General features: G+C 37.9%; 20 protein-coding genes, 6 pseudogenes and 1 other annotated feature. Of the genes and pseudogenes, 9 read left to right on the top strand and 17 right to left on the bottom strand.

Annotation, left to right across the window (positions count from 1 at the left end):
- Positions 1–273: 273 nt before the first annotated feature.
- Both NQU59_RS10375 and NQU59_RS10370 read right to left on the bottom strand, forming a co-directional pair.
- A complete protein-coding gene (locus NQU59_RS10375; protein ID WP_005242914.1) occupies positions 274–963 on the bottom strand; it encodes an LrgB family protein in 690 nt (229 codons plus the stop codon).
- Between the two features lie 11 nt (positions 964–974).
- Positions 975–1,409 (bottom strand): CidA/LrgA family protein, encoded by a 435-nt coding sequence (locus tag NQU59_RS10370; protein WP_257063346.1) that lies wholly within the window; start codon positions 1,407–1,409, stop codon positions 975–977.
- A 113-nt stretch (positions 1,410–1,522) separates the two neighbouring features.
- On the opposite strand from NQU59_RS10370, the gene NQU59_RS10365 reads away from it, so the two are divergent.
- Positions 1,523–2,449, top strand: a complete 927-nt coding sequence (locus NQU59_RS10365) for a LysR family transcriptional regulator (RefSeq protein WP_257063345.1) — start codon at positions 1,523–1,525, stop codon at positions 2,447–2,449.
- Positions 2,450–2,551: 102 nt separating this feature from the next.
- Complete coding sequence (gene yghU / locus NQU59_RS10360) at positions 2,552–3,403, top strand: glutathione-dependent disulfide-bond oxidoreductase (protein ID WP_257063344.1); 852 nt, start codon at positions 2,552–2,554, stop codon at positions 3,401–3,403.
- A 108-nt stretch (positions 3,404–3,511) separates the two neighbouring features.
- On the opposite strand, the gene NQU59_RS10355 is transcribed toward yghU, so the two are convergent.
- Both NQU59_RS10355 and NQU59_RS10350 read right to left on the bottom strand, forming a co-directional pair.
- Positions 3,512–3,829, bottom strand: coding sequence for a hypothetical protein (locus NQU59_RS10355; RefSeq protein WP_257063343.1), 318 nt, complete (start codon positions 3,827–3,829; stop codon positions 3,512–3,514).
- 298 nt (positions 3,830–4,127) lie between these two features.
- Complete coding sequence (locus tag NQU59_RS10350; protein ID WP_005242924.1) at positions 4,128–4,748, bottom strand: thiol:disulfide interchange protein DsbA/DsbL; 621 nt, start codon at positions 4,746–4,748, stop codon at positions 4,128–4,130.
- Positions 4,749–5,132: 384 nt separating this feature from the next.
- Between NQU59_RS10350 and NQU59_RS10345 the strand changes: the two genes are divergently transcribed.
- Positions 5,133–5,831: a DUF1826 domain-containing protein gene (locus NQU59_RS10345; RefSeq protein WP_257063341.1), complete on the top strand. Its 699-nt coding sequence runs from the start codon at positions 5,133–5,135 to the stop codon at positions 5,829–5,831.
- A 184-nt stretch (positions 5,832–6,015) separates the two neighbouring features.
- Here NQU59_RS10345 and NQU59_RS10340 read toward each other — a convergent pair whose 3' ends face one another.
- The gene (locus tag NQU59_RS10340) at positions 6,016–6,324 is read right to left on the bottom strand and encodes a helix-turn-helix domain-containing protein (protein ID WP_257063340.1); all 309 of its coding nucleotides are present in this window, start codon (positions 6,322–6,324) and stop codon (positions 6,016–6,018) included.
- Between NQU59_RS10340 and ubiG the strand changes: the two genes are divergently transcribed.
- A complete protein-coding gene (gene ubiG, locus NQU59_RS10335) occupies positions 6,310–6,747 on the top strand; it encodes a bifunctional 2-polyprenyl-6-hydroxyphenol methylase/3-demethylubiquinol 3-O-methyltransferase UbiG (protein ID WP_257063339.1) in 438 nt (145 codons plus the stop codon). The two genes, NQU59_RS10340 and ubiG, sit on opposite strands and share 15 nt — an antisense overlap.
- Before the next feature lie 154 nt (positions 6,748–6,901).
- Here ubiG and NQU59_RS10330 read toward each other — a convergent pair.
- Positions 6,902–8,121, bottom strand: a protein-coding gene (locus NQU59_RS10330) for an IS3 family transposase (RefSeq protein WP_107114716.1) whose coding sequence is annotated in 2 segments (ribosomal slippage) — positions 6,902–7,845 and positions 7,845–8,121 — 1,221 coding nt in all. Because the reading frame shifts where the segments join, the coding sequence is not laid out codon by codon here.
- Positions 7,730–7,846 (bottom strand) — a sequence feature (AL1L pseudoknot). (Overlaps the previous gene by 117 nt.)
- Before the next feature lie 49 nt (positions 8,122–8,170).
- On the opposite strand from NQU59_RS10330, the pseudogene NQU59_RS10325 reads away from it, so the two are divergent.
- A pseudogene (locus NQU59_RS10325) lies at positions 8,171–8,617 on the top strand (chromate resistance protein ChrB domain-containing protein); the annotation flags it as partial.
- Between the two features lie 11 nt (positions 8,618–8,628).
- On the top strand, positions 8,629–9,981 hold the full coding sequence (gene chrA / locus NQU59_RS10320) for a chromate efflux transporter (RefSeq protein WP_005058256.1): 1,353 nt from the start codon (positions 8,629–8,631) through the stop codon (positions 9,979–9,981).
- 50 nt (positions 9,982–10,031) lie between these two features.
- Here the strand turns inward: chrA and NQU59_RS10315 are convergent, their stop codons facing one another.
- The 3 genes and pseudogenes from NQU59_RS10315 to NQU59_RS10305 form a co-directional block, all read right to left on the bottom strand.
- Positions 10,032–10,157, bottom strand: coding sequence for a YHYH domain-containing protein (locus tag NQU59_RS10315; protein ID WP_000733641.1), 126 nt, complete (start codon positions 10,155–10,157; stop codon positions 10,032–10,034).
- Positions 10,158–10,245: 88 nt separating this feature from the next.
- The gene (locus tag NQU59_RS10310) at positions 10,246–11,553 is read right to left on the bottom strand and encodes an MFS transporter (protein WP_005058254.1); all 1,308 of its coding nucleotides are present in this window, start codon (positions 11,551–11,553) and stop codon (positions 10,246–10,248) included.
- An 81-nt stretch (positions 11,554–11,634) separates the two neighbouring features.
- Positions 11,635–11,796, bottom strand: a pseudogene (locus tag NQU59_RS10305) (transmembrane anchor protein); the annotation flags it as partial.
- A 75-nt stretch (positions 11,797–11,871) separates the two neighbouring features.
- Between NQU59_RS10305 and NQU59_RS10300 the strand changes: the two are divergent.
- Both NQU59_RS10300 and NQU59_RS10295 read left to right on the top strand, forming a co-directional pair.
- Positions 11,872–12,093: a hypothetical protein gene (locus NQU59_RS10300; RefSeq protein ID WP_004699691.1), complete on the top strand. Its 222-nt coding sequence runs from the start codon at positions 11,872–11,874 to the stop codon at positions 12,091–12,093.
- Positions 12,094–12,745: 652 nt separating this feature from the next.
- Positions 12,746–12,885, top strand: a pseudogene (locus NQU59_RS10295) (integrase); the annotation flags it as partial.
- Positions 12,886–13,021: 136 nt separating this feature from the next.
- Here the strand turns inward: NQU59_RS10295 and NQU59_RS10290 are convergent.
- Positions 13,022–13,217, bottom strand: a pseudogene (locus NQU59_RS10290) (KUP/HAK/KT family potassium transporter); the annotation flags it as partial.
- A 394-nt stretch (positions 13,218–13,611) separates the two neighbouring features.
- On the opposite strand from NQU59_RS10290, the pseudogene NQU59_RS10285 reads away from it, so the two are divergent.
- Positions 13,612–14,390 (top strand): annotated as a pseudogene (locus NQU59_RS10285) (TorF family putative porin).
- A 45-nt stretch (positions 14,391–14,435) separates the two neighbouring features.
- Here the strand turns inward: NQU59_RS10285 and NQU59_RS10280 are convergent.
- The 7 genes and pseudogenes from NQU59_RS10280 to kdpA all read right to left on the bottom strand — a co-directional run bounded on the left by NQU59_RS10280 (position 14,436) and on the right by kdpA (position 23,953).
- Positions 14,436–14,699, bottom strand: a complete 264-nt coding sequence (locus tag NQU59_RS10280) for a hypothetical protein (protein WP_257063337.1) — start codon at positions 14,697–14,699, stop codon at positions 14,436–14,438.
- Positions 14,700–14,708: 9 nt separating this feature from the next.
- A pseudogene (locus tag NQU59_RS10275) lies at positions 14,709–16,110 on the bottom strand (glutamine synthetase family protein).
- 111 nt (positions 16,111–16,221) lie between these two features.
- Positions 16,222–16,923, bottom strand: coding sequence for a response regulator (locus NQU59_RS10270; RefSeq protein ID WP_005089527.1), 702 nt, complete (start codon positions 16,921–16,923; stop codon positions 16,222–16,224).
- An 11-nt stretch (positions 16,924–16,934) separates the two neighbouring features.
- On the bottom strand, positions 16,935–19,583 hold the full coding sequence (locus NQU59_RS10265; protein WP_005089525.1) for a sensor histidine kinase: 2,649 nt from the start codon (positions 19,581–19,583) through the stop codon (positions 16,935–16,937).
- A gap of 13 nt (positions 19,584–19,596) precedes the next feature.
- A complete protein-coding gene (kdpC, locus tag NQU59_RS10260) occupies positions 19,597–20,208 on the bottom strand; it encodes a potassium-transporting ATPase subunit KdpC (RefSeq protein ID WP_005089524.1) in 612 nt (203 codons plus the stop codon).
- 9 nt (positions 20,209–20,217) lie between these two features.
- Positions 20,218–22,230 (bottom strand): potassium-transporting ATPase subunit KdpB, encoded by a 2,013-nt coding sequence (gene kdpB, locus NQU59_RS10255; RefSeq protein WP_005089522.1) that lies wholly within the window; start codon positions 22,228–22,230, stop codon positions 20,218–20,220.
- Positions 22,231–22,246: 16 nt separating this feature from the next.
- Positions 22,247–23,953 (bottom strand): potassium-transporting ATPase subunit KdpA, encoded by a 1,707-nt coding sequence (kdpA, locus tag NQU59_RS10250; protein WP_005089520.1) that lies wholly within the window; start codon positions 23,951–23,953, stop codon positions 22,247–22,249.
- Positions 23,954–24,057: the final 104 nt, after the last annotated feature.

Genomic DNA, 24,057 nt, shown 5'->3' with positions numbered 1-24,057 from the left:
TTCTCCATTTTTTATTATTTCTACTTTGCCAAGCCCCATTAATTAAGGAGTGTAACAGTTATTGATAAAAATATCCTTTACCAATATATACACCACCATCTTAAAATGATCTATCAAGCTCTCACGTTAAACACCCTTTGGTTTCAAAAAACTAAATTAAATGTTTATCAAAAATGAATAATAACTACATCACTAAAATGAACTATGTAGCCCACTGCACAAGCTCAAACTAAATCACTTTAAGGATAATATCTGACTATTACTAAAAGGCGCTTAGAGCACTAACCATACATGAATCGCTGCTGGACCAAGCAAAACCATTAAAATACCAGCAATAACCATGGTTAAACTTGCAATCACCCCTTCCTCAGTATTGCGTTGTTGCGCTCTCACCGTACCAAAACCATGCGCTGCATTACCAAATGCAGCACCATTTGCCACATGAGAACGGATTCTGGTGATTGCTAAAATCGCGTCTCCACAAATCATTCCTACTAAACCAGTAATAACGGTAAATAAAGACACCAATGCCGCTGAACCATGAATATCTTCTGCCAAAATCATGGCAAAAGGTGTTGAGATAGAACGTGCCATCAAACTATTAGTGACTTCAGGGCTAAAATCAAATAATTGTGCCATCTCATAAGCCGACATCACACCAACGCTCATTCCCACAACAATGGCAACGGATAAAACCCCCAAATTTTTACGAATTGTCTCGCGATAACGATAAATCGGCACGGCGAATGCAACCGTTGCAGGGCCAAGTAAATTGACAATCCACTGAGTATCTTCAGCATAAGTCTGATATGAAATCCCGAAAATCATCATTAAAAGAATCGTGAGTACTGGCACACTCAGCGCTGGCGATAGCCATAATTTCGGATACTTTTGATAGAGGCGCTTTGCAATTACATAGGCCAGCAAAGTCCAGATCAAACAAAGAATTGACCAAATATTCATCTTGACTGCCTTTAAATATGCTTGTGCTGGAAATGCTTACGTATTACAAGCAAATAATTTTTCATGCGATGGTAATAGTGAATGGTAAGCGAAGTACTTAACATGACCAGAATAGTACCCAGTGCAATACTCAATACAATTTGCCAACCTTCTGTCATAAATAAGTTTTTGTATTGAACGATTGCAACAACCACAGGGATAAAAAACAGTAATAACTCACCTAAAATAAATGCTGCTCCTGTTGCCACTTGATCAATGTTGATGAATTTTAAAAACAGGCTGAAGAGCAGCAAGAACATACCTAAAATTCCCGCAGAGATTGGTATACCTAACTTTTGATGCAGGACATAACCTGCACTCCAAAATGCAGCCAGAATTAAAATTTGTTTAAGCAATTGCAAAAATGAGTTTTGTGTGGATATTCCAGAAACAGCTTCGGTACGCATTTTATGAAATCAAATGGTGAACTACATAATTATTATCTTATCCAGCCAGCAGCGTGATGATATGAATTATTCATGTTAAAATTATTCAAAAATGGAATAATCAAAAATTTGTTATGCTTTCCTTCAAATCATTACAATGCTTTGTCACCTTAGTAAAAACGAAAAGTTTTACTCGGACGGCAGAAGTGTTATGCCTCACTCAGCCAACCATTAGTAAAATTTTGCAGCAGCTCGAACAACAGCTGCAAGTACAACTGCTCGTGAAACCCGAACATGGTCGTAAAAGACAACTTGAACTGACTGAAATTGGCAAACGTATCTATCAACACGCTGTAGAACTGCTACAAGCTGAGCAAAATATTTTTCTAGAAATTGAAAATTATCAACAATTAAAAACAGGTACGCTCAAACTTGGTGTTCCGCCATTAGGTGCTCAACTCCTTACCACCGCGCTTTTTGATTATCACCAACAATGGCCTAAAATTGAACTCTCTTTTCTTGAAGTCGGCTCCAGAGCGATTGAACTCGCTTTGCATAACAATGAATTGGATGTAGGTGTATTGTTACAACCTTTCGATCCACAGATTTTTGATAGCATTGAATTGTGCAATTACCCTTTAATGGTTGTGTTACGACGAGATGCAATTTGGGCGTCACGGAAAAAAATCACTTTAGAAGAGTTACGACACCAATCCTTCTTGATGTTTCCTGAAAATTTTTCCTTAAACCGTATTATTCTGGATGCATGCCAGCAGCATGGCTTTTATCCAAGTATTGCCTGCCGTACCAGCCAGTGGAATCTTCTGGCGGATATGGTGTTACAACGTATGGGAATAGCCCTACTGCCAAAATATTATACCGATATGTTGGATTCCAATTTATTTGCAGCCATTCCGCTTGAAAAACCAAATATTCAGTGGCATTTAGCGATGGCATGGAAAAAAAGCCTTCCCATCTCACCCGCTGTTCAGGCTTGGCTTGACATCATTCGTCAGCACTTTCAAAATATTAGGCCTGAAATAAATAAAATACAGGAATAATATACGTAGAAAAAAAGATAAAACGCTGCCACAAAAAAGCTACCCAATTTTAGATCAGCTCGCCTAGACTGGATAGATCTCACGATCAACTGGCACATAATAATGAACGATTCAAACTATATCCCACCCCGAATTTGGCAATGGACTGGAGAAAAAACAGATTTAAATCAGCCGACAGCAGGCAGCCGTTATCAGCATACTTTACCCATTGGGAAACATCCCCTTCAGCTCTATTCCTTGGCAACGCCTAATGGACAAAAAGTCACGATTTTACTGGAAGAACTGCTCGCATTAGGGCATCAAGATGCCGAATACGATGCTTGGCTCATTAAGATTGGCGAAGGACAACAATTCAGCAGTGGCTTTGTCGATATCAATCCAAACTCTAAAATTCCCGCGTTGGTCGATCATAGCCAAACTCCACCTTTAAGGATTTTTGAGTCAGGTTCAATTTTGCTTTATTTGGCTGAAAAGTTTAAAGCCTTTATTCCGAACGATATTGCAGCACGTACCGAATGTTTAAACTGGTTGTTTTGGCAAATGGGCAGCGCACCTTACATCGGTGGAGGTTTGGGGCATTTTTATGCTTATGCACCTGTGAAAATTGAATATGCAATCAACCGCTTTGCCATGGAAACCAAACGCCTACTGGATGTTTTGGATCAACATTTAGCACAACATGAATATTTGGCTGGTAGCGAATATTCGATTGCCGATATTGCAGCTTTCCCTTGGTATGGCAGCATTGTCAAAGGCTGGGTTTACAATGCCAATGAATTCTTAGGTGTAGATCAATATCAACATGTACAACGTTGGGCGGATACGATTCTGGCACGCCCTGCGGTGCAGCGTGGACGCATGGTCAATCGCACCTTCGGCGACTTAGCAACCCAATTGCATGAACGTCATGATGCAAGTGATTTCGAGACACGGACTGAAGACAAATTAGGTTAAATCAGCATGCTTAGATTTATGAAATTATTAGTTGCATGATATCGAATTCAACATGAATCAGAACGGTAGCCCCAAAAAAGCCCTTGGATAACAAGGGCCTTTTAATTCTTATTGAGCAGCATTCACTCCAACAATAAACTGGCTACAATTCGAAGCTTCAGATGCATTGTCCAATTGATTATCAGCAAACTTAAATTTAGATGCAACAGAGCTATAATCTTTCTTAAGGCTTTGCCCAGTTAACTCACCTAATTGTTTGAGCTGTTCTGGTTTCAAGATGTCATGTTCAACCCCTTGATTGACCATAACACAAGCTGTCGTGATCGCATCGTAACGTGCTGCTGTCTTCGAATAGCCGAGAGAACCTAGGACGCCACCAACAATTAAACCAATAATGACAGATACTGCAACATGCATTTTATTCATTTTAAAAGACCTGAAAACATAGCTAAATTTCAAAACAAAACAATTCAGTAAAGATAAAATCTATTTAGCAATTAAAACTAATATCAAAAAAGCAAACCAAACAGAAAATACGATATAAGCATGAATATTTGAACTAAATCACATTTTAATATTTGGTTTTGTGTAGAATAATCAAATTGATTTGATAGAAAAAGAAAGAACCCTTCAATTTTTCTGACAGATACCAAATCAGGAAATTCAGAAGGGTTCAACAAGGTATTCAGCTAACTCAATGACAAGCAATTGTAATTTTAAAAATTTACTTCGCTTTACGCTCTTTATTGACAAGATATTCGACCACTTTAACCACCTTATCATCTCCCCCTTGCACAATATATTTTCCATTTACAACAACAGCAGGAACACCAGTCAATTGATATTTTTGTGCCAACTGGTTTGATTCTGAAATTTTTGCGGTGATTGCAAAAGAATCATACATACTATTAAATTTTGCTTCAGGAACACCATACTTCACAAAGAATTTGGCAAAGGCATCCTTCTGCAGAACTTTTTGATTTCCTACATTATTAATATGAAATAGCGGTAAATGAGTACGCTTACGTACACCCAAAGCTTCACTCACGTAGTAGGCACGCGCTCCCTGCTCCCACATCGGATTCATTGCTGCCGGAGTACGAAGGAAATACACATCACTTGGAATTTTCTTTAGCCAGGCCTGCATATAAGGCTCTAATTTAAAACAATAAGTACACCCGTACCAAAAGAATTCCCGTACTTCAATTTGATTGGCCGGTGCTGAGGTTTTTACTGGATTTGAGACAACTTTATAATCTTTGCCTTCGACAAAATCGTTGGCCATCGTTTGTGTTGAAAATACCGCCGCTACTGCAAACACACTAGTTAAAATTAAATTCTTCATTCGTTCTCTTATCCTCACCATCATTTTGTCTCATTAAAATGATTTTTAAATATTAAAGCTGCTCCAAAGCATCTTTCCTTTGGAAAGGCAGATGCGATTTTGCTATCAATCTACAATTGGAGAAAGCTATCATTAACCAATAACCTTGCATATTCTTCATACACACACGAAAAATTCAACAATGCATCACAAAAACAAACATATATGTATAACAAATCACCATGCTAAACAGAGGTGAATAACCAAGAAAATACTGATTTACTGCGCTGAATGTAAATTGCCCATCAAAGCCGATTAAATCTATCGAATCGCTTGAAAAGCAATATTTCTATAGGAACTGGGTGTATATTATTAACCAGAGTAAATGATTTATTTAATTTCTATATGAGCAAGACATTTTCTGACAGTGATCAAATTAAAGTAGTTTCTAGTTTTTCTGAACTGGTAAATACTCATTTTCAAGGAGAGATGAATGCCATTTGCTGGTCTAGAAATTTGATGGGTGACTTTAAAGAAATTGTGACTAAACTTGAATTAAAAGAGAAGATTACCGAAGTTTCCATTGAGGATCTTATAGCACTGAAACTTTCAGAAAAAGGCAATCTGGCAAGAGAAATAATCTTAAGCGATATGCAACTTCTCTCTGATTTCGGGGCGTCACCTTCTCTGAATCTTCTTGAAAGTTACGAACGTGACCAAGAATTCGATTTCATCTCAACAGACGTCTATTCTTACCATATTGATCGTTCTCCCATCGCAACGGATACTTTTTTATGTACCTATTACGGCGTAGCAAGCGATATTTTGCCGAATGATCAGGTTGAACAAAAGATTCTGATTCCAGACATCAGAAACAAACTCAAAAACCTGTATGACGGACCAGAAGCAGAATTTGAACATTTCTTGGAAGATTATTTCTTTGATCTACATTATCAACCCAAACCGGATGCCCAACCTGTGAATTTAGGCTCAGGATATCTTTGGCGTTTGGCGGTAGACCATCCCACACAACAAGCCTTGCCCTGCGTGCATAGAGCACCTGCTGAAAAAGAGGGTGAGTATAGACTGCTGCTGATCTGCTAAATATTTACTTGGCCTATACAACGAACTTGATTGTTATAAAATTTGAGTATGAGATCTATCCCTTGATGAAATAGACGAGAGTTATGCATTCGAAATTTTAAATCATTTTCAATACTTAACCTCATGTGTAAAATCCCCTATGCGCAAAAAACACAATTTTGCTCTCATTAGCATCGTCTTTTTTTTAAAGCCTATATTGATATAACTTTTTATATTCAACTGGGCTTATTCCCAAATTTCTGACAAATAATTGCCTTAACACTTGTTCATTGCTCAAACCACACTCCATGACGACTTGTTTGGTTGCCAATTGATCTTCTCTCAGTAGCTTTTTAGCATGTTCCAAACGAATATTCTCTAGCCATTTCGCGGGTGAAATCCCAAATTCCTTAGAAAAAATACGAGAGAGGTGACGTGTTGTTATTCCTAATTTGACCTTGGGGAGCAAAGTATTCAGGTTGCCCGTAATCACGCGATTATGGAGAATATTCATAACCTTGAGTATCGCACTGTTGCTGTAGAGGAACTGGCAAAAATAAGCCCACAACAATACGATATTATTACCTGTATGGAACTTCTAGAACATGTTCCTAACCCTGCTGCAATTATCCAGTCTTGTGCACAATTATTAAAACCTCATGGACTAGTATTTTTTTCAACAATCAACAGAAACCCAAAGTCTTTTTTATACACGATTGTTGGTGGTGAATATCTTTTTAAATTAATGCCCAAAGGCACGCATAACTTTAATAGATATATTAAACCGAATGAGCTTAGCAGCTTTTCAGAACTTGCAGGTTTAACGCAGATGAATACGATTGGTCTACATTATAGTCCAATCGGCAAATATTTCTGGTTAGCGCCAGACATCACCGTAAACTATATGACCAGTTGTATAAAAACTAGTACATCTTAACAGCTAAGTATTGTTGGCTTGATCTTTTTAATAAGTACCCAATGATGAATTCTATAAAAAAAGCCACATCTGGAGAATGTGGCTAAAAGTATTGCTTTGCTTGCTACGGTTATACTGAACCGTACCGGGTTTGTCGGAGACTTTTTTATTTAAGTTAGGCCACCTGACCTAACGGGTTAATCTTATCATAGTACATTGCTTCAAACTCAAAAGGCGATACATAACCCAGTGCACTGTGTACACGCTTTTTATTGAACCAATCTACCCAGTTTAGTGTCGCAAGTTGTACATCTGCTAAACCTTGCCAATCTGCTTTTAAATATTCAATCACCTCTGTTTTGTATAAGCCATTCACCGTTTCAGCCAGAGCATTATCGTATGAATCACCTGTCGTACCGACTGATGCTCGTAAATTTGCAGCATCTAAACGATTGGTATAGCGAATAGAAAGATATTGAACACCTCTATCGGAATGATGAATCACATTCTTTGGCATGCCTCGATCGTGCAATGCTTGCTCCAATGCATCGAGCACCATATCTGTATTCATCCGTGTAGATACTTTCCATCCAACAATTGCTCGTGAGAACACATCAATAATAAAGGCGGTATAGACCCAGCCTGAATGTGTTTGAATATACGTAAAGTCACTGACCCATAATTGGTCAGGTCGATCAGCACTAAAATTCCGTTTCACTAAATCATCTGCTCGTTTTTGATCATCTCGGCTACGGGTGGTTTGTTTATTCTTACCACGCCAAACACCTTGTATACCTAGCTTTTGCATCAATCGAGCAACTGTACAACGTGCAATAACATAACCCTCACGTTTCAATTTTTGCCAAACTTTACGTACACCATATCGACCTGAACTTTCTTTCCAAATACGTTTGATTTGCTCTGCATGATGTAAATCATGCAGAGCACGTTTCGCTCGATGTTCTGGGTTATCAACGAAATCTAAAGCCCGATAATAGGTCGAAGCTGCAATCGGTAAAATTCTACAAATCGCTTCAACACCATATAACGCCTTATTGTTATGGATAAAATCCACCATTATTTGTGTGGGCGGTCGAGCTCCGCCTGGGCGAAAAAAGCGGCTGCTTTACGTAGAATTTCATTGGCACGTTTTAATTCTTTAATTTCACGTTCCATTTGCTTCATTTTTTCTTGGTCAGATACCTGTTGTACTTTGGCGGGATTTTGTTGATCTAAGTATTTTTGATACCAAACACGAAGTGTTTCAGGAGTACAGCCAATTTTAGGAGCAATTGCGGAAACTGCTGCCCAATTCGATGGATAATCTTTTTCAGATTCAATTAGTAATTGAACCGCTCTTTCTCTAATTTCGGGGGTATAGTTTGGTTTTTTCATCGGAATAGTCTCTCAGAATATTGAGTCTCCGACAAACCCGGTACGGTTCAAAGCGATACAAGCTCATATTCAACTTCTAGATAAAGCTAGTTATCAAAACAGAATTTGGGCAACACGTAAAAGACCTTGGATTGATCGTCTAGCCTCTGCATGGCTAATAAAGACATTTATTGATACCTCACCAACATTCATTTGGTTAGAAATGCCAAGTGACTGCCCAGAAGCAGCATTAGGATTCGATTTTGATGGTGCAACTTTCAGTCATGTCAATCATTGGGTGACCTTCGAAGTTCTTTTACATAGTTTTAATTTAGAAACACCTGCATTAAAGAAAATTGCTGAAATTGTTCATTACTTAGATGTCGGTGGAATTGAGCCTCCCGAAGCAATCGGTATTGAAAAGGTTATTCAAGGAATTAGAAGCCAGATAAGTGACGATGACCACCTATTTGCCTTATCAAATCACATTTTCGATGGCTTATATGCCAACCTATAAAGAGAATAATCATGGAACAAGAACAAGCCGCTGTACATGAAGAACCAGCACAGCCAGTTCATTTTTGGCAAGCTTTCTTATTTTGGCTTAAATTGGGGTTTATTAGTTTTGGTGGACCAGCGGGGCAAATCGCTGTTATGCACCAAGAACTCGTTGAACAAAAACGTTGGATTTCTGAAAAGCGTTTTTTACATGCTCTCAACTACTGCATGTTACTGCCTGGGCCTGAAGCACAACAATTAGCAACCTATATCGGTTGGTTGATGCATAGAACCGTTGGTGGATTAGTTGCAGGAATCCTTTTTGTATTACCCTCTCTATTTATCCTGATTGGTCTGTCATGGGTCTATGTAAAATTTGGTGATGTTCCTATTATTGCAGGTCTTTTTTATGGGATTAAACCAGCTGTTGTTGCTATCGTTTTTCATGCGACATATCGGATTGGTAGCCGATCGTTGAAAAATAAGTTTTTATGGGCAATCGCTGCGCTTGCATTCATCTCTATATTTTTCTTTAACTTGCCATTCCCCTTAATCGTTCTAACGGCTGCGATCATTGGATATTTAGCAAGTAAAAAATATCCAAGCGTTTTTACAGGCGGAGGTTCACATCAGCAAGGTAAAAAAGATTATGGTCCCGCATTAATTGATGATGATACACCTACCCCAGAACATGCCATATTTAGTTGGAAACATTTAGCTAAGATACTTTTGATTGGAGCAATCCTATGGCTTGCCCCAATTTTCAGTTTGGTTTTAACGCTTGGTTGGGATCATGCTTATACTCAAATGGCTTGGTTCTTTACAAAAGCTGCTTTGCTCACATTTGGTGGTGCTTATGCAGTATTACCTTATGTTTATCAAGGTGCTGTTAATTTTTATGGTTGGTTGAGTCCAACACAAATGATCGATGGTTTAGCCCTTGGAGAAAGCACCCCAGGTCCTCTGATCATGGTTGTTGCGTTTGTAGGATTCTTAGGTGGCTTTAATCATGCTCTGTTAGGCAATGATCATCTGTTCTTGGCAGGTGCGTTGGGTGCTGTGATTGTGACTTGGTTTACTTTCCTGTTTTCTTTCATTTTTATTCTAGCTGGTGCTCCAGTGATTGAATCAACCCACAATGAATTAAAATTTACTGCACCTTTGACGGCAATCACTGCCGCTGTTGTTGGTGTAATTTTAAATCTTGCACTTTTCTTCAGTTACCACGTTTTATGGCCAAATGGATTCGATCATCCATTCAACTATGAAGCAATGGTTATTGCGATTGCAGCATTCATCGCCTTGTTCCATTTTGAAGTCAAAGTCATGTATGTCATTTTAGCTTCGGCATTCTGTGGTTTGATTTTGTACATTGGTGCGTAAACTTATAATTTTTAATAAAAAAGGAAGCTTAGCTTCCTTTTTTTATACCATTAGTGGCAGTGACGATCCCCTGTTTTACTATTCGTGTGGCATCCTGAAGAATCAGTACCACCTGAATGAGCAAAAGCATTTGTTACCGCAAGCCCCATTAAACATACCAAGATTAGTTTTTTCATATTGTTTCCCTTTTTATTGAACGATAAAACAAGTTTGAAATTGTACAACAAACAAACGATTTACTTCTAAGCCATTAGTCGAAAAGAATTATTTAGGCCATTTTTGATGATGGTCATCAATCACATACTCATGCACATGTACACCATTAATTTGATGCTGAATCACATGTTCGTGGTCTGCGGGTAAATCATCATGGCTATGTGCTAGAAAATCTTCATCTTTAGTTGTCCATAAGCATAATGCAAGAATGAGAGCAATAATCGCAATAACAGCCATCGGAATAAAAGTCTGTAATGTGCCTATATTCGTACTCAACCATCCAACCAATGGATAAGTGATCAGCCAACAAGCATGAGAGAAAGCAAATTGGGCGGCAAACAATGATGTTCTATTCTCACTTGATGCAGACTTACGAATCAAGCGACCTGTAGGTGTTTGTGAAACTGAATATCCAATACCAAGGACAAACCAAAGTGCTAACAAACCATTATAAGATGCAATCAAAGAACCACTGAATAGTCCAATGACAAGAATTGTTGTTCCCGTCAACATGACTGATCTATCAGGAAATTTATCCAATATCTTTGGTAAAACAAAAGCAGATAACATTGACCCAAGTCCAAAAAGACCAAATGCCCATGTCGTTGCATTTTCGGTAAGTTTAAATGTCGATTGAACCAATACAACAGTATTTACAATCACAACAGCACTCGCCGAAGCAATAGCTAAATTTAAAGCAAGCAACGCCTTAAGTCTCGGCGTATTAAAATAAATTTTAGCTCCCTGCTTTATACGGCTATAAACACCTCTAAACTCAGGCACTTTGGCGACTGGTAATTTTGCACTTACCACAAACAAAGCAGAACCGATAAAACCTAATACTGTTCCTAAAAACAGATTATGGTAGCTCATGACAGTGAGTAAGAAACCTGCCAACATTGGGCTGATAATGTTTTCTAAATCATAGGCTAGTCGAGACAATGACAAAGCATTGGTATAGTCTTTTTCTTCAGGCAGAACATCTGGAATCATTGCCTGAAATGTTGGCGTAAATGCAGCAGATGCAGATTGCAGAATAAAAATGAGAATATAGATTTGCCAGATTTGTGTCACAAATGGTAGGCACAAAGCTGTTAATGCTCGGATAATATCTAATCCAACCAATACCTGTTTTCTTGGTAAGCGCTCTGCAAATGCTGATGCTATAGGTGCTACACCGATATAAGCAATCATCTTAATTGCCAAAGCAATACCAAGAACTTGAGCAGCTTCTCCCTTGGCAATATCGTATGCCTGTAAAGCTAGGGCGATCGTGATTAACCCTGTTCCAATGAGTGCAATCACTTGGGCCAAGAACAAATGCCGATATGTGGTATTTTTTAGTACTTCTAGCATTTTATGGATTCCTTTTTAGAATCTGACATCTATAACGATTAAATCTCCTTGGAAGACTATTCCAAGGAGATTGATTAAAGCTTAAAAGACTTTCTTCATTTCACTAAACTGTCCTTCTACAAGTAGAGTTACAGTCACTGGATTTTCTGTACGGTTACGCCAGAACCAACCATGTTTACCATCAAAAGCTGCTTTTAAGACACCTTGTTGAGTTGTCTCATTCTTGCCTTTTCCATAGCCATTCACGGCTCTGCAAACCAAACTATAATTGAGAATGCTATCAATCAAGATCGTCGCAACTCAATCAATCATACAGGCATGGATTATTTTTCCGATTTGTTCCAAACGCTTTATGAATTACTTGAAAATGATAAAGATATAAAAACCATAAAGCCTAAAAAAGCAACAATATTTATCACTTGTGGTATGAGGGACATACTTTATGAACATACATTTAGTAAAGCAAGTCTAAGTAAAGGTCTAAATGATATGGTGAAAAATTTATCACCAGAAAATTTATATGAGATCATCAATCTGTAAGGATGCAGACAACTTAACAGTCCGTATGATATACCAGTATCATCAAATTTATGGGTTTAACATCACTTACAAGCATCTAAAGAATATGGGTAGATTTATTTTTTACAGTCTGCCCATAATTATGAATCGATAAAATCTCATAAACAGAATGTATAAGATCAAGAAAACTCATCCAAGATGAAAGTAAAGATAAGCAACAGTAAAAACCAAATACAACAGACCATTCAAGCATAAGACCAAAGTGGATATTTGCAAAATTCCCCACCTTAAAATCAGTTTGGAATTCTACTAGAAATTTTCTTTCAACTAATATGATGTCCAAATAAGTAAAAAGATGTCTCTTTAGATATCACCTAATCCAATGTTTGATGAGGGGTAGGTTGAGGGGTAAAATCATAGATAAAAAACAAGCCCTTGTAAAAACAAGGGCTTATTTAAATATTTGGCGGAAGCGGTGGCCGTCAAATTAAAAACATATACTATTGATAAGTATATATAAAATAATTTATATTTAATTTTTTACTACGATTTTTACTACAAAAATTCAATTCATTATTTGCTGCTATTTTATTAAGTGAACTCAATTTTCTTCAATGATTTATTGATTGTACATTAAGCGCAATAATTTTCAGATATAGCTTTAGGTACACTAACTGACTACTCAAGTGAACTCTATGAAAATGTACTTACTCATAAACTACCAAATGAAGTTGAAGCTGCTAACATTCTTGAATACGTAAAGGGTTGATGGCTGACTGGGATGCATATTGCTATATAAATATTAAATGTTGAGATTATTTGCATAAAATTTTAGATTCCCAAAGAATTATTATTTATCTAAAGGCATTAGAGGTAAACTACTCACAAAATAAATAAGTGGAGGTAAATAGCCTCCACTTAAGAAGAAAAATCTTAGCATGTAATTTTATTAAATTTCGATCTGACTACCTAACTCCGCTACACGATTGGACGGGATCTGATAGAAATCACTGACTGGGCGTATTACGCAGCATTGAAATAAACAAATGCTCACGCCAAGGTGCCAAACCATCACCCACATTGTGTATAATACTCTCACGCGGGACAAAGAAGCTAATCTGCATTAAATCATATTCAAATTCTAATATTGTCTTCAAAAGATAGGATGCTATATAGTGCAATATATCATTCCCTCCAAAAATTTTTCAGCAAATCTATTTAACTACAACTTGATCATTGTTTAAGTAATCCAAGCAAATGAGTATTGATACAGCACTCACAAGCTCTTCAGAGTATCTAGATCAAATCATAGAATCAAAAAACGAGCTCTTCAATACTTTTTAATTTATTTCATGGAAAATATGAACGACCACCCAATATGACGTGTTTATGTATTAAAATACCTTTAATTATTAAAAATAATAACCTTGTTATAATTTATACTTTATTTACGCAAATTTTACGATAACTTTATTACAAATAAATGAGTGAAAATTTAATATACATCACTCAAATTTCTATTATTTCATAGAGGATATTATGAGAAATTCTCATAAATTATTAGTTTTGATCTCAGCCCTACCATCTAGTTATACATTAGCATCAGAAAACTCTGAAAATATAAACTTTAAATTATCTGGGAATGCTTCACTCGCAAGTGAATATCGCTGGCGTGGTCAAACGCAAACAAAAAATGATACTGCTTTCCAAGGAAACTTTCTCTTAAACCACTCATCTGGATTCTATATTTCAGCATTTGCATCAAATGTAGATTTTGGCGATGAAGCACATCTAGAGCTAGACCCTTTTATAGGTTATAGCACCTCATTTAATATGGGTAAAAAACAACCAACACTAGATGTAGGCATGCTTAGATACAATTATGTTGGCAAAAGTGATTTAAATTATAATGAATACTATATCAAAGTTTTTCTTACAAATTTATTAAGCGAAAATGACAATTTCATTCCTAGTATAAGCTACACAAACAAATATGGTGGGGAAGCAATGAGCAAAAATCTCGGTGAGGATATAAATAATTGGTACTTTAACATTTTATATACGACCCCTTTTGCTCAATCTAACTTTGGCGCAATTGCAAACTTAGGCTACTCAAAAGCGAATAAAGAAATTTATGGCGGAAAATCAGAGAATAATTTTTATGATTGGAAAGTTGGAACAACTTACAACTACAAACCAATGAATTTAAGTGCAGAGTTAGCCATTATTGGTACAAATATAGATACTAGTGGATTTACAGAAACTAATAAAAAGGTGTTAAAAATGCTGCTGTATTTACTTTAACAAAATATTTTTAGAGCCCACTAATATAGTTTCAGATAATTAAAAATTTTGCTAGATGCCTATTTGCATATAAATACAAGTAGGCTTCTAACCTTTAAATTAGTTTTTTGATTAGATTTCAACAAACTTTCAATTTCACTTCGATCAAAACCTCTCTCTTTCAAAATTGCAAAAATTAATTTCTGCATCTTTTTTGAAGCCGTTGAATACTTCTGTGCTAGTTTTTCTGTATCAATCATTTGTAAATCGTACTTCGCAAACAGATCTTTTGTGAGTTCCTGATTTTCAATCATATCCTTAGAGGAACTTAGACTATGGTACATCGTAAACTCCTAGATATCCCAATTTTGTTCAATCGCTGTAATTTGATTATAAATATTCTGATATTCAGCATATTTAACCGTACACCATAAATCAATAAAATCTTTTCCAAGATATTCTTTTATAATATTATTTCCTTAAAAGTGCTAAAGCTTCTAACTGATTTGTCGTTAAAAAAATATGTTCTTCTTTACGTTTTAACTGATTAGCTTGCTTAGGAACTTCTAAGTTTTGAGTTAAACCATGTAATGTCCCCATTAGAATCATTGCGACTGTTAAGTAAGGGTTACAATCAGCTCCAGCAACACGATACTCTAAGCGTTGGTTAGCAGTATCTGAACATGGTATCCGAATCGCAACATTACGATTATTGACGCCCCAATTTGCTTCTAAAGGAACATGATTGCCAATTCTAAATCGTCTAAATGAATTTACATTGGGTGCATTGACTGCCATTGAAGAAGGTAACAATAGAATAAGTCCACTAATTACTTTTAACAACTGGGGTGATAATAAATCTTTTACTTCTGTGCTAAAAATATTCTGTTGATTCTGATCTAAAATACTCATATGAAAATGCATACCACTACCAGCTTTATGCATATCAGGTTTTGCTAAAAAACTTGCACTCAAGCCATGCTTTAATGCGACCTGTTTTACTGTTCGTTTCAACAACATCACTTGATCACATAATTCCAGCACATCATCACTATGCCGTATATTAATTTCATATTGCCCAGAGGATGACTCAGCAACCACCCCTGTAATATTAATACCTTGTAAAACTGCTATACGTTCGACTTCGTCAAGGACATCTTGATAACCACTTGGTGTATTGATATCAAAACACTGGCTATTAGTCGCAATCTCACTCTCTGAGCCATTATTATTGAAAAGGTAAAATTCTAGTTCAGCAGCCATACAAGGGTAATAATTTTTCTCATGTAATTTGCTCAATATACCCTTTAATAGATTTCTAGGTTCAAATTGACAATCACACTCATTATCTTTCATTGTTAGGAACAATTGTGCATTGTGTTCAGGGTCTGTTGGACAAGGTTTTAAACTACCTAGTATTGGCTTACATAAAAAATCTGGCTCTCCAATAAACTTACCCAAACCAGTTTCTTCTATTACTTTACCATCCAGACTCATTGCATAAACAGATAATGGGAAATAACAACCATCAGCTAATTTATTTAAACAACTTATGTCTATACGCTTTCCTCGTATATGACCATTAATATCATGCAAACAAATATCAATATGTTTAGTGTTTGGATAAGAGCAAAGATAATTTTTCACCTCTTCTAAAAACAAAGCACTTTCTACATTATTTAAAGATTGAGTATTAAATGGCATTTCAATTTTAATACTTTTCTCTTTATTTTTTAACATGAGTGCAGTACTCATAATTTTAAACCTTACTAACTTTGGTATAAATACGATAAATTAGAGCAAGCTTAATGTAACGTAAAAAGATCGTAAATTTTATAAAGTATTTAAAAAGAAAAGTTTAAAATGTCATGACGTACAAAACCGCAACCCTATACCTGCTATAGTTGCAATATATTTTGGCGTAACAGCAGAATCCCCTATTTTCGCTCTCAGTTTTTTCACCAAGATGCGTAGATAATGAGTATCTTCTTCATGGGTACTTCCCCACAATTCTGTCAAAATTTGCTTTTGTGTAACCACTTTACCTTGATGGCTTATTAATAACGCTAAAAGCTGGAATTCTTTTTTACTTAAAGCAATTTCTTGCCCAGCCAATTTTACGACATGCTCTATCACATCAACAAATAATGTTCCATCATCAAAAATTTCGGCTTGTTCTGTCTGTTGCGGCTTAGTCCGAAACATCACCCTAACTCGTGCAGATAATTCCTGAATACTAAAGGGTTTGGTCACATAGTCATTAGCACCGGCATCGAGCAATTTAATTTTTTGATTTTCATCAGGACGTGCTGATAACACAATCACAGGAATATCTGACCATTGTCTCAACTCAGTTAAAACTTCCAGCCCATCCATATCAGGTAAACCTAAATCTAAGATCAATAAGCCAATACGCTGTGTCACCAAAATTTCTAAGCCTTTTAAGCCATTTTCAGCAACATGCACCTGATAACCTTGTGCACGTAAGGCGATGTCCAAAAATCTCCGAATTTGCGGTTCATCGTCAATAATAAGAATTGATACTTGATGGTTTAATGTTTGTAGCATAAACGATGATTTTAATCCTGATGAAGTGGTAATCGTATCTTAATTAAAGTACCTTGACCATGTGTCCCAGCCAAAGCCTCTATACTCCCCATGTGTGCCCCGATAATCGCTTTGACAATCGCCAGTCCTAAACCTGTCCCCGTTTTACCTCGATCACCGCGTTGCATGGTATAGAACATGTCAAAAATCTGCTCACGTTCATCTTCAGGAATACCAACACCTTGATCTTCAATCTCGATCTGTAAATAGGTTTCGATCTGCTGAATATTCACTTCTATAGGCACATTTTCTGGAGAAAATTTGGCTGCATTTTCTAAGACATTAAAAATAGCTTGCTCAATCAAGGCAGGATGCACATAAAGCTGAGGCAAATCATCTGCTAAAGTCACGTTGATTTTGACATTCGGCTGATAACGTTTAAGCCGTTGCGTTGCAGAGCCAATCAGCTCATCCACACCAATCCAGTCTCGAGCCAAAGTAAGTCCCTGATGCCCTAAGCGAGTCATATCAAGTAGATTTTGAATATAACGATCAAGCCGTTCCCCTTCAATGTGAATGGTGTCTAATAATTCATGGCGATCACTTTCAAGCATCTGTTCGCCATAATATTTTAAACTGTCCGCTGAGCCAATCATTGCAGCCAACGGTGAACGCAAATCATGTGAAACGGATGAAAGTAAGGCTGAACGCAGCTTCTCCGTTTCAGCCACCACACGAGAGTTTTCTAACTGCAATGATAACTGTACACGTGAAGCAGTTTGAGCAATGTCATCAATCATCAACTCAACTAGGCGTTGTTGTTCAAAATCAATTCTTTCAGGATTTTGATTAAATCGAATGGCAATGACACCATACCCACCCACTAGATTCAGTGAATTAAACCACCATTCAGATTGGGTTAATGTTTTAGTAAAACGTCCACATGATTGCACATTTTTCTGAGTCCAATTTGCAGCGATCTGATCTTTTTCATTAAATAAAGTGGCATCGCCTAATTCAAATGTTCCAATTCTAAGCCAAACGGCTGCATTTAAAGCACTTTCCAAATGTTGCTTTGCAACTGTCATGACCTGTTCAATATCCACACAACTGGAAAGTTTACGCTCTAATTCTTGTAATTGTAGCGCAATAGAATTTGCAGCACGTAGGCTAAGCACCTGAGCACGTAATTGATTGGCTAAACGCCCGACCAATAAAGCTGAAACGATAAATGTGATAATAGTAATGACACCACGTTCAGCACTAATCATAAAGGTAAATCGTGGTTCGATAAAAAAGTAGTTATAGAGTAAAAAACAAATAAAAACGCTCATAATCGTAATCAGCATGCGTGCCCGCATTGCGACCAGCAGCACCGTCACAATGAAAATTAAGGCTAAATCACTATAACCAATAAACCGATCGCTGATTGCCGCCACCATAAGACCGAGCAGAACAATCACAATGCTTTCAATGATTTCTCGTTGATTGAATGCTAAGCCCTGTTCTAGCCAAGCATGATGAGAGAGATAGATCATTGCTTTATGATCGCCATGTTTTGATGCTAATGGCTGAACAAAGGTGATTTCAAATGGATGCTGTTTTTCTAACAGTTGATCAGCAATGTGATCTGAAAACAAACGTTGCCAGAGTGACTTTTTAGGGCTCTTGCCCAATAAAATATTAGATGCGCCATAATCATAAGCAGCCTGTAAAATCGTTGCTGCAATTTGATTGCTATATAATAAATAAGTATCTGCACCTAACTTACGTGCCAAATTAAAAGCTTTAGTGACAGCAAAGGTTTGCGTGTTTTCAATCTTGCTTTTTTGAATTGAAATCACACTCCAAGTCGCATTTCTCCTTTCGGCAATCCGATGTGCTCGTCTTACTAAATCCTCTGAAAACTCAGTTCCATCAATGGCTAACATCACATGATTTTGAATCGGAATAATTTGTCCTTGAGCTACAAATTTCTCCCGATAATCAATATCCACCTGTCCTGCAACTGTTTGAATTGCAAGGTCTCGTAAAGCTGTGAGATTGGCTGGCTTAAAAAAGCCTTGCAAGGCATGTGGAGCGACATCCGCTAAATAAATTTTGCCATGATTCATACGCTCTAATAGTTCAGGTACAGGAAGATCGACCAGCCGAATATCTTTTAATCTTTTTAATAATGCATCAGGCACGGTTTCTGTCACCCGAATGCCCGTAATTTGATAGACCACATCATTCAGACTTTCAAGATGCTGAATATTCAATGTGCTATACACATCAATACCTGCATCTAGTAACTCATTCACATCTTGCCAACGATACTCATGACGGCTATTGGGCACATTTCGATGTGCGAGTTCATCGACCAAAACTATTTCAGGTTTTAACTTCAGAATTTGATCAAGATCCATTTCATCTAAAAATCGATCTTGATATTCAACAGTCCTTTTAGGAACAACATTCAGCCCTTGAATCAAAGCTTCTGTATCAGCTCGACCATGCGTTTCGACCACGCCCACCAGCACATGATGACCTTGTCGCATCAACTCATGTGCTCTCGACAACATGGCAAAGGTTTTGCCCACGCCAGGTGCCGCCCCCAAGAAAATGGTTAAACGTCCAGATTGTTCACGTTGGCTATGTGCCAACCATGCATCTGCTTTGTTATTTCGGTCGATCTGCATAGGTTAAGCTCTATCAACGTGAGGTTGATGATAATTGATCTAAAGCGATGTTGAGCTGAAGCACATTGACTCGTGCCTGCCCATACAAGCCCAATTGAACAGGTTGAATCTGTTGTTGCACTAAATCTCTGACTTTCTGCTCGGATATAGCACGTTGTTGTGCCACACGTTTCACCTGTAATAGTGCACTTTCAGGTGAAATATCTGGATCAATCCCGCTACCCGATGCAGTGATCATCTCTGGTGGTACTTGTTGCTCAAGGATTTGATTGTTTTGAGCAAACTGCAAGGTTCTTTCTTTAATTTCCTTTTGCAATTCAGGATTAGACACTGCCAAGTTACTCCCCCCAACCGCATCCGCATCATACGCGATGGCACTTGGACGAGCATGAAAGTATTGATCACTCGCAAAGTCCTGTCCAACCAAGCTTGACCCGACAATTTTTCCATTTAACTCGATAACACTACCATTAGCCTGTTTTGGAAATAACAATTGAGCCAAAGATACACTCACACTGCAATACAATACGCCTGCAATCAAGAACCCAACCAACACTAAACCTAGGCTAGACCGAAAGAGTGATTGTGGCTCAGAAGATAGCGGGAAATTTTCTAATGTATTCATGATGTACTCCTAAATCCACAACGACACAACAAGGTCAATCAATTTGATGGCAATAAACGGAAAAACCACACCCCCTACGCCATAGATCAGCATATTACGACGTAACAATTGCAACGCACTGGCAGGTTTAAATTGCACTCCTTTAAGCGCTAAAGGAATCAACATCGGAATGATCAGTGCATTAAAAATCAATGCAGAAATCACCGCACTGCTTGGACTACCCAACTGCAAAATATTCAAGACATCAAGCTGAGGAATCGCAACGGCGAACAGTGCAGGCAAAATCACAAAGTATTTAGACACATCGTTGGCTAAAGAAAATGTGGTCAATGCACCGCGGGTAATCAATTGCTGCTTGCCAATTTCTACCACATCAAGCAGTTTGGTTGGATCAGAATCTAGATCAACCATATTTCCCGCTTCTTTTGCAGCTTGCGTGCCAGAGTTCATTGCCAAACCAATATCTGCTTGTGCCAAAGCGGGTGCATCATTGGTTCCATCGCCAACCATTGCGACCAATTTCCCTGCGGCTTGCTCTTTACGAATACAAGCTAATTTATCTTCAGGTCGAGCTTCAGCAATATAATCATCCACGCCTGCTTCAGCGGCAATTGCGGCTGCGGTCAAAGGATTATCCCCTGTTACCATGATGGTTTTAATCCCCATCTCTCTCAACAATGCAAAGCGCTCTTTAATCCCTTGCTTAATCACATCTGAAAGTTCAATCACACCTAAAATTGTATGATTCGATGCAACAACCAATGGTGTTGCGCCTTTAGACGCGACTTGTTCTACACGGGCTTTCAGCTCAATATTGTCTTTAATCTCTTGCTGGGTAAATTTTAGAATCGCATCCACTGCGCCTTTGCGAATTTTTTGCCCTGTCGCTAAATCAACCCCAGATAACCGTGTTGAAGCACTAAACTGAATAAATTCTGCGTCTTTAGGTTCACGGATACTTTCACCCATTTCTTTACCTAAACTCACGACAGATTTACCTTCAGGCGTTGGGTCAGCAAAAGACGTGAGCATTGCTGCTTGGCGTAATTCACTTGGACTCACACCAGCCAATGGGTAAAAAGCGGTTGCTTGGCGATCACCATAGGTTATTGTGCCTGTTTTATCCAACAGCAATACATCAATATCACCAGCAACCTCAACTGCCTTACCTGACTTCGCCAATACATTGGCTTTTAAGGCTCTGTTCATCCCTGCAATCCCAATCGCAGGCAACAAACCACCAATTGTTGTTGGAATGAGACAGACCAATAACGCAATCAACATTACCAGACTGATTTTGATCCCAACCATAGAACCAATAAACGGTAATGTTGCAACCACAACAATAAAAGTAATGGTCATGATGTTCAGTAAAATACTCAGCGCAATTTCATTCGGTGTTTTTTGACGATTTGCACCCTCAACCAAAGCAATCATGCGATCTAAAAAACTATTGCCTGCCTCATTACTGACACGAACAATAATTTGATCTGATAAAACTTTGGTACCCCCAATCACACCTGACCGATCCGTATTGGCTTCACGTAATACAGGTGCAGACTCACCTGTCACCGCCGACTCATTAATGGTGGCAAAACCTTGAATGATTTCACCATCTGCAGGCACGATTTCACCAGCTTTGATGATCACCAAATCATCTTTTTTTAATAAATTTGCAGAAATCACCATTGGAGTAGCATTTAGATCAGCAATTTTATTTGCCGTTAAGTTTTCACGAGCTTGGCGTAAAGAAGATGCCTGTCCACGTCCTTTGGCTTCTGCTACTGCTTCTGCATAATTGGCAAACAAAACGGTTACCAATAAGATCAAGCTGAGTAAAATACCAAATCCAAAACTGGTGCTCCCCATCACAGTTGCCGCGATGGTTAACACCGTTCCAATCCAAACACATGCCATGACTGGATTTTTAAAAGCGTACTGTGGCAATAATTTATGGAAAGTTTGCTGAATAATTTCTTTATTCAAAATATCCATTTGTTGTGTCGCATTTGAATGTTTCATTGTTGTCGCTCCACGCTTAAACTTTCACAGATAGCACAGATAAATAATCGGCAATTGGTCCAATGACCAACACTGGCATGAATTGCAATAAGGTCAAAATCAACACGATCCCAATCAAGGTCAACGCAAAGGTTGGGGACTCGATATGTAAAGAGCCTTTAGTTTCCGCTGCTTGTGGTTTGGTTGCCAAACTCACTGCGATTAAAACTGGAATGATGAGGACGCTATAACGACCTGCCAATAAGGCCACACTGGCACTGAGATTCCACCATATAGTGTTGTCGGCTAAGCCTTCAAAACCAGAACCATTATTGGCAAACGCAGACACATATTCATAAAACACTTGGCTAATACCATGCGATGCAGGATTTGAATTTCCTGTTAAAGATGGGAAAGCGATGGCGATCGCCGTCAAACCAAGAATCACCACTGGTTGTAAGAGAATGACGAGTGCCAATAACTTAATTTCAGTGACTTCAATTTTTCGTCCAAATAACTCAGGCGTACGACCTGTCATCAAACCCGCGATAAATACGGCTAAAAATAGATAGATAAAAAATTGTAATAGACCACAACCAATCCCACCCCAAATGGCATTGATTAGCATATTGCATAACTCAACCAAACCCGTTAATGGCGAAGCTGAGTCATGCATCATATTGACCGAACCATTATTCACCTGTGTAGTTAAACTTCCCCATAATGCAGAGGCTTCAGCTCCAAAACGAACTTCTTTACCTTCCATTAGCGCCGTATTTGGAACCAATGAAGATTTTTCAGTCCATAATGTGAATACAGTGGAAGCCAATGACATCAACAACATCGTACCCAAAATCATCCACATTAATTTTTTGCGTTGGACAAAGCGACCAAGCATAAATACAACCGACATTGGGATTAGTAAGATCGCAAGCATCTCCAGCACATTGGATAATGGCGTTGGATTTTCTAAAGGCACACTACTGTTTGGACCATACCAACCACCGCCATTACTGCCTAATTGCTTGATCGCCACCATCGGTGCAACTGGACCCAATGGAATATGTTGAGTTTTGACTTCCGTGCTTTGATCCAAGACTTGTGCTGTTGGACCCGCCGAGAGTGTTGCAGGGACACCTTGAAATGTAAGCAGTAAAGAAAAAATTAAACTTAATGGAATAAAAAATCTAAATAATGGTCGGATAATATCCATCCAATAATTACCTAGATTAATCGTATTCCAATCTTTCTTATCTGCACCTTCTTCTCTGCCTGATTGCAGGAATAAAGCCCTTAACATCGCAGCAAGCAATGCCAGCCCAATAATTGGCGACAAATATTGCAATCCCACAATGGCTGTCATTTGTGCAAAATAAGACAGTTGTGCTTGCCCTGAATAATGCTGCTGATTGGTATTGGTTAAGAAAGAAATCGCTGTATGCACAGCCAAGTCCCATTTCATGTTTGGAATGTTGTCAGGATTGAATGGCAACCACGCTTGAGTCATAAAGACGGCAACACTCGCCACCACCAGTAAGATATTACTGAGCACAAAAGCCCCAAAATATTGACGCCAATTCATACCTACTTGTTTCACATTCAAAATAGCGTAAATTGGTTGTTCGATCCATTTAAAGAAACGATCGCTTTTCATTGGTTGAGCTTGCATCACATCTGCAAGATAGCGTCCTAATGGATAAGCTAAAACCAATGCAAGGATAAATACGGAAATAAATTCCCACATAGCACATGCCATTTAAAAAAATAAGTCAGTACTAGTATGGAAAATGACTGCGTAAATTCTCTATATCTAAAATGGCAAACAGCGTAAATTTTCTGTAAAAAATT

The organism is Acinetobacter colistiniresistens (genome assembly GCF_024582815.1).
Lineage (GTDB): Bacteria > Pseudomonadota > Gammaproteobacteria > Pseudomonadales > Moraxellaceae > Acinetobacter.
The sequence above is the reverse complement of the archived record's forward strand: the minus strand, read 5'-3'. Positions and strand labels throughout refer to the sequence as shown.

Bases quoted from the DNA above. Each gene is read 5' to 3' on its own strand.
- NQU59_RS10375 (WP_005242914.1), bottom strand. From the start codon at position 963: ATGAATATTTGGTCAATTCTTTGTTTGATCTGGACTTTGCTGGCCTAT.
- NQU59_RS10370 (WP_257063346.1), bottom strand. From the start codon at position 1,409: ATGCGTACCGAAGCTGTTTCTGGAATATCCACACAAAACTCATTTTTG.
- NQU59_RS10365 (WP_257063345.1), top strand. From the start codon at position 1,523: ATGCTTTCCTTCAAATCATTACAATGCTTTGTCACCTTAGTAAAAACG.
- yghU (WP_257063344.1), top strand. From the start codon at position 2,552: ATGAACGATTCAAACTATATCCCACCCCGAATTTGGCAATGGACTGGA.
- NQU59_RS10355 (WP_257063343.1), bottom strand. From the start codon at position 3,829: ATGAATAAAATGCATGTTGCAGTATCTGTCATTATTGGTTTAATTGTT.
- NQU59_RS10350 (WP_005242924.1), bottom strand. From the start codon at position 4,748: ATGAAGAATTTAATTTTAACTAGTGTGTTTGCAGTAGCGGCGGTATTT.
- NQU59_RS10345 (WP_257063341.1), top strand. From the start codon at position 5,133: ATGAGCAAGACATTTTCTGACAGTGATCAAATTAAAGTAGTTTCTAGT.
- ubiG (WP_257063339.1), top strand. From the start codon at position 6,310: ATGGAGAATATTCATAACCTTGAGTATCGCACTGTTGCTGTAGAGGAA.
- NQU59_RS10340 (WP_257063340.1), bottom strand. From the start codon at position 6,324: ATGAATATTCTCCATAATCGCGTGATTACGGGCAACCTGAATACTTTG.
- chrA (WP_005058256.1), top strand. From the start codon at position 8,629: ATGGAACAAGAACAAGCCGCTGTACATGAAGAACCAGCACAGCCAGTT.
- NQU59_RS10315 (WP_000733641.1), bottom strand. From the start codon at position 10,157: ATGAAAAAACTAATCTTGGTATGTTTAATGGGGCTTGCGGTAACAAAT.
- NQU59_RS10310 (WP_005058254.1), bottom strand. From the start codon at position 11,553: ATGCTAGAAGTACTAAAAAATACCACATATCGGCATTTGTTCTTGGCC.
- NQU59_RS10300 (WP_004699691.1), top strand. From the start codon at position 11,872: ATGGATTATTTTTCCGATTTGTTCCAAACGCTTTATGAATTACTTGAA.
- NQU59_RS10280 (WP_257063337.1), bottom strand. From the start codon at position 14,699: ATGTACCATAGTCTAAGTTCCTCTAAGGATATGATTGAAAATCAGGAA.
- NQU59_RS10270 (WP_005089527.1), bottom strand. From the start codon at position 16,923: ATGCTACAAACATTAAACCATCAAGTATCAATTCTTATTATTGACGAT.
- NQU59_RS10265 (WP_005089525.1), bottom strand. From the start codon at position 19,583: ATGCAGATCGACCGAAATAACAAAGCAGATGCATGGTTGGCACATAGC.
- kdpC (WP_005089524.1), bottom strand. From the start codon at position 20,208: ATGAATACATTAGAAAATTTCCCGCTATCTTCTGAGCCACAATCACTC.
- kdpB (WP_005089522.1), bottom strand. From the start codon at position 22,230: ATGAAACATTCAAATGCGACACAACAAATGGATATTTTGAATAAAGAA.
- kdpA (WP_005089520.1), bottom strand. From the start codon at position 23,953: ATGTGGGAATTTATTTCCGTATTTATCCTTGCATTGGTTTTAGCTTAT.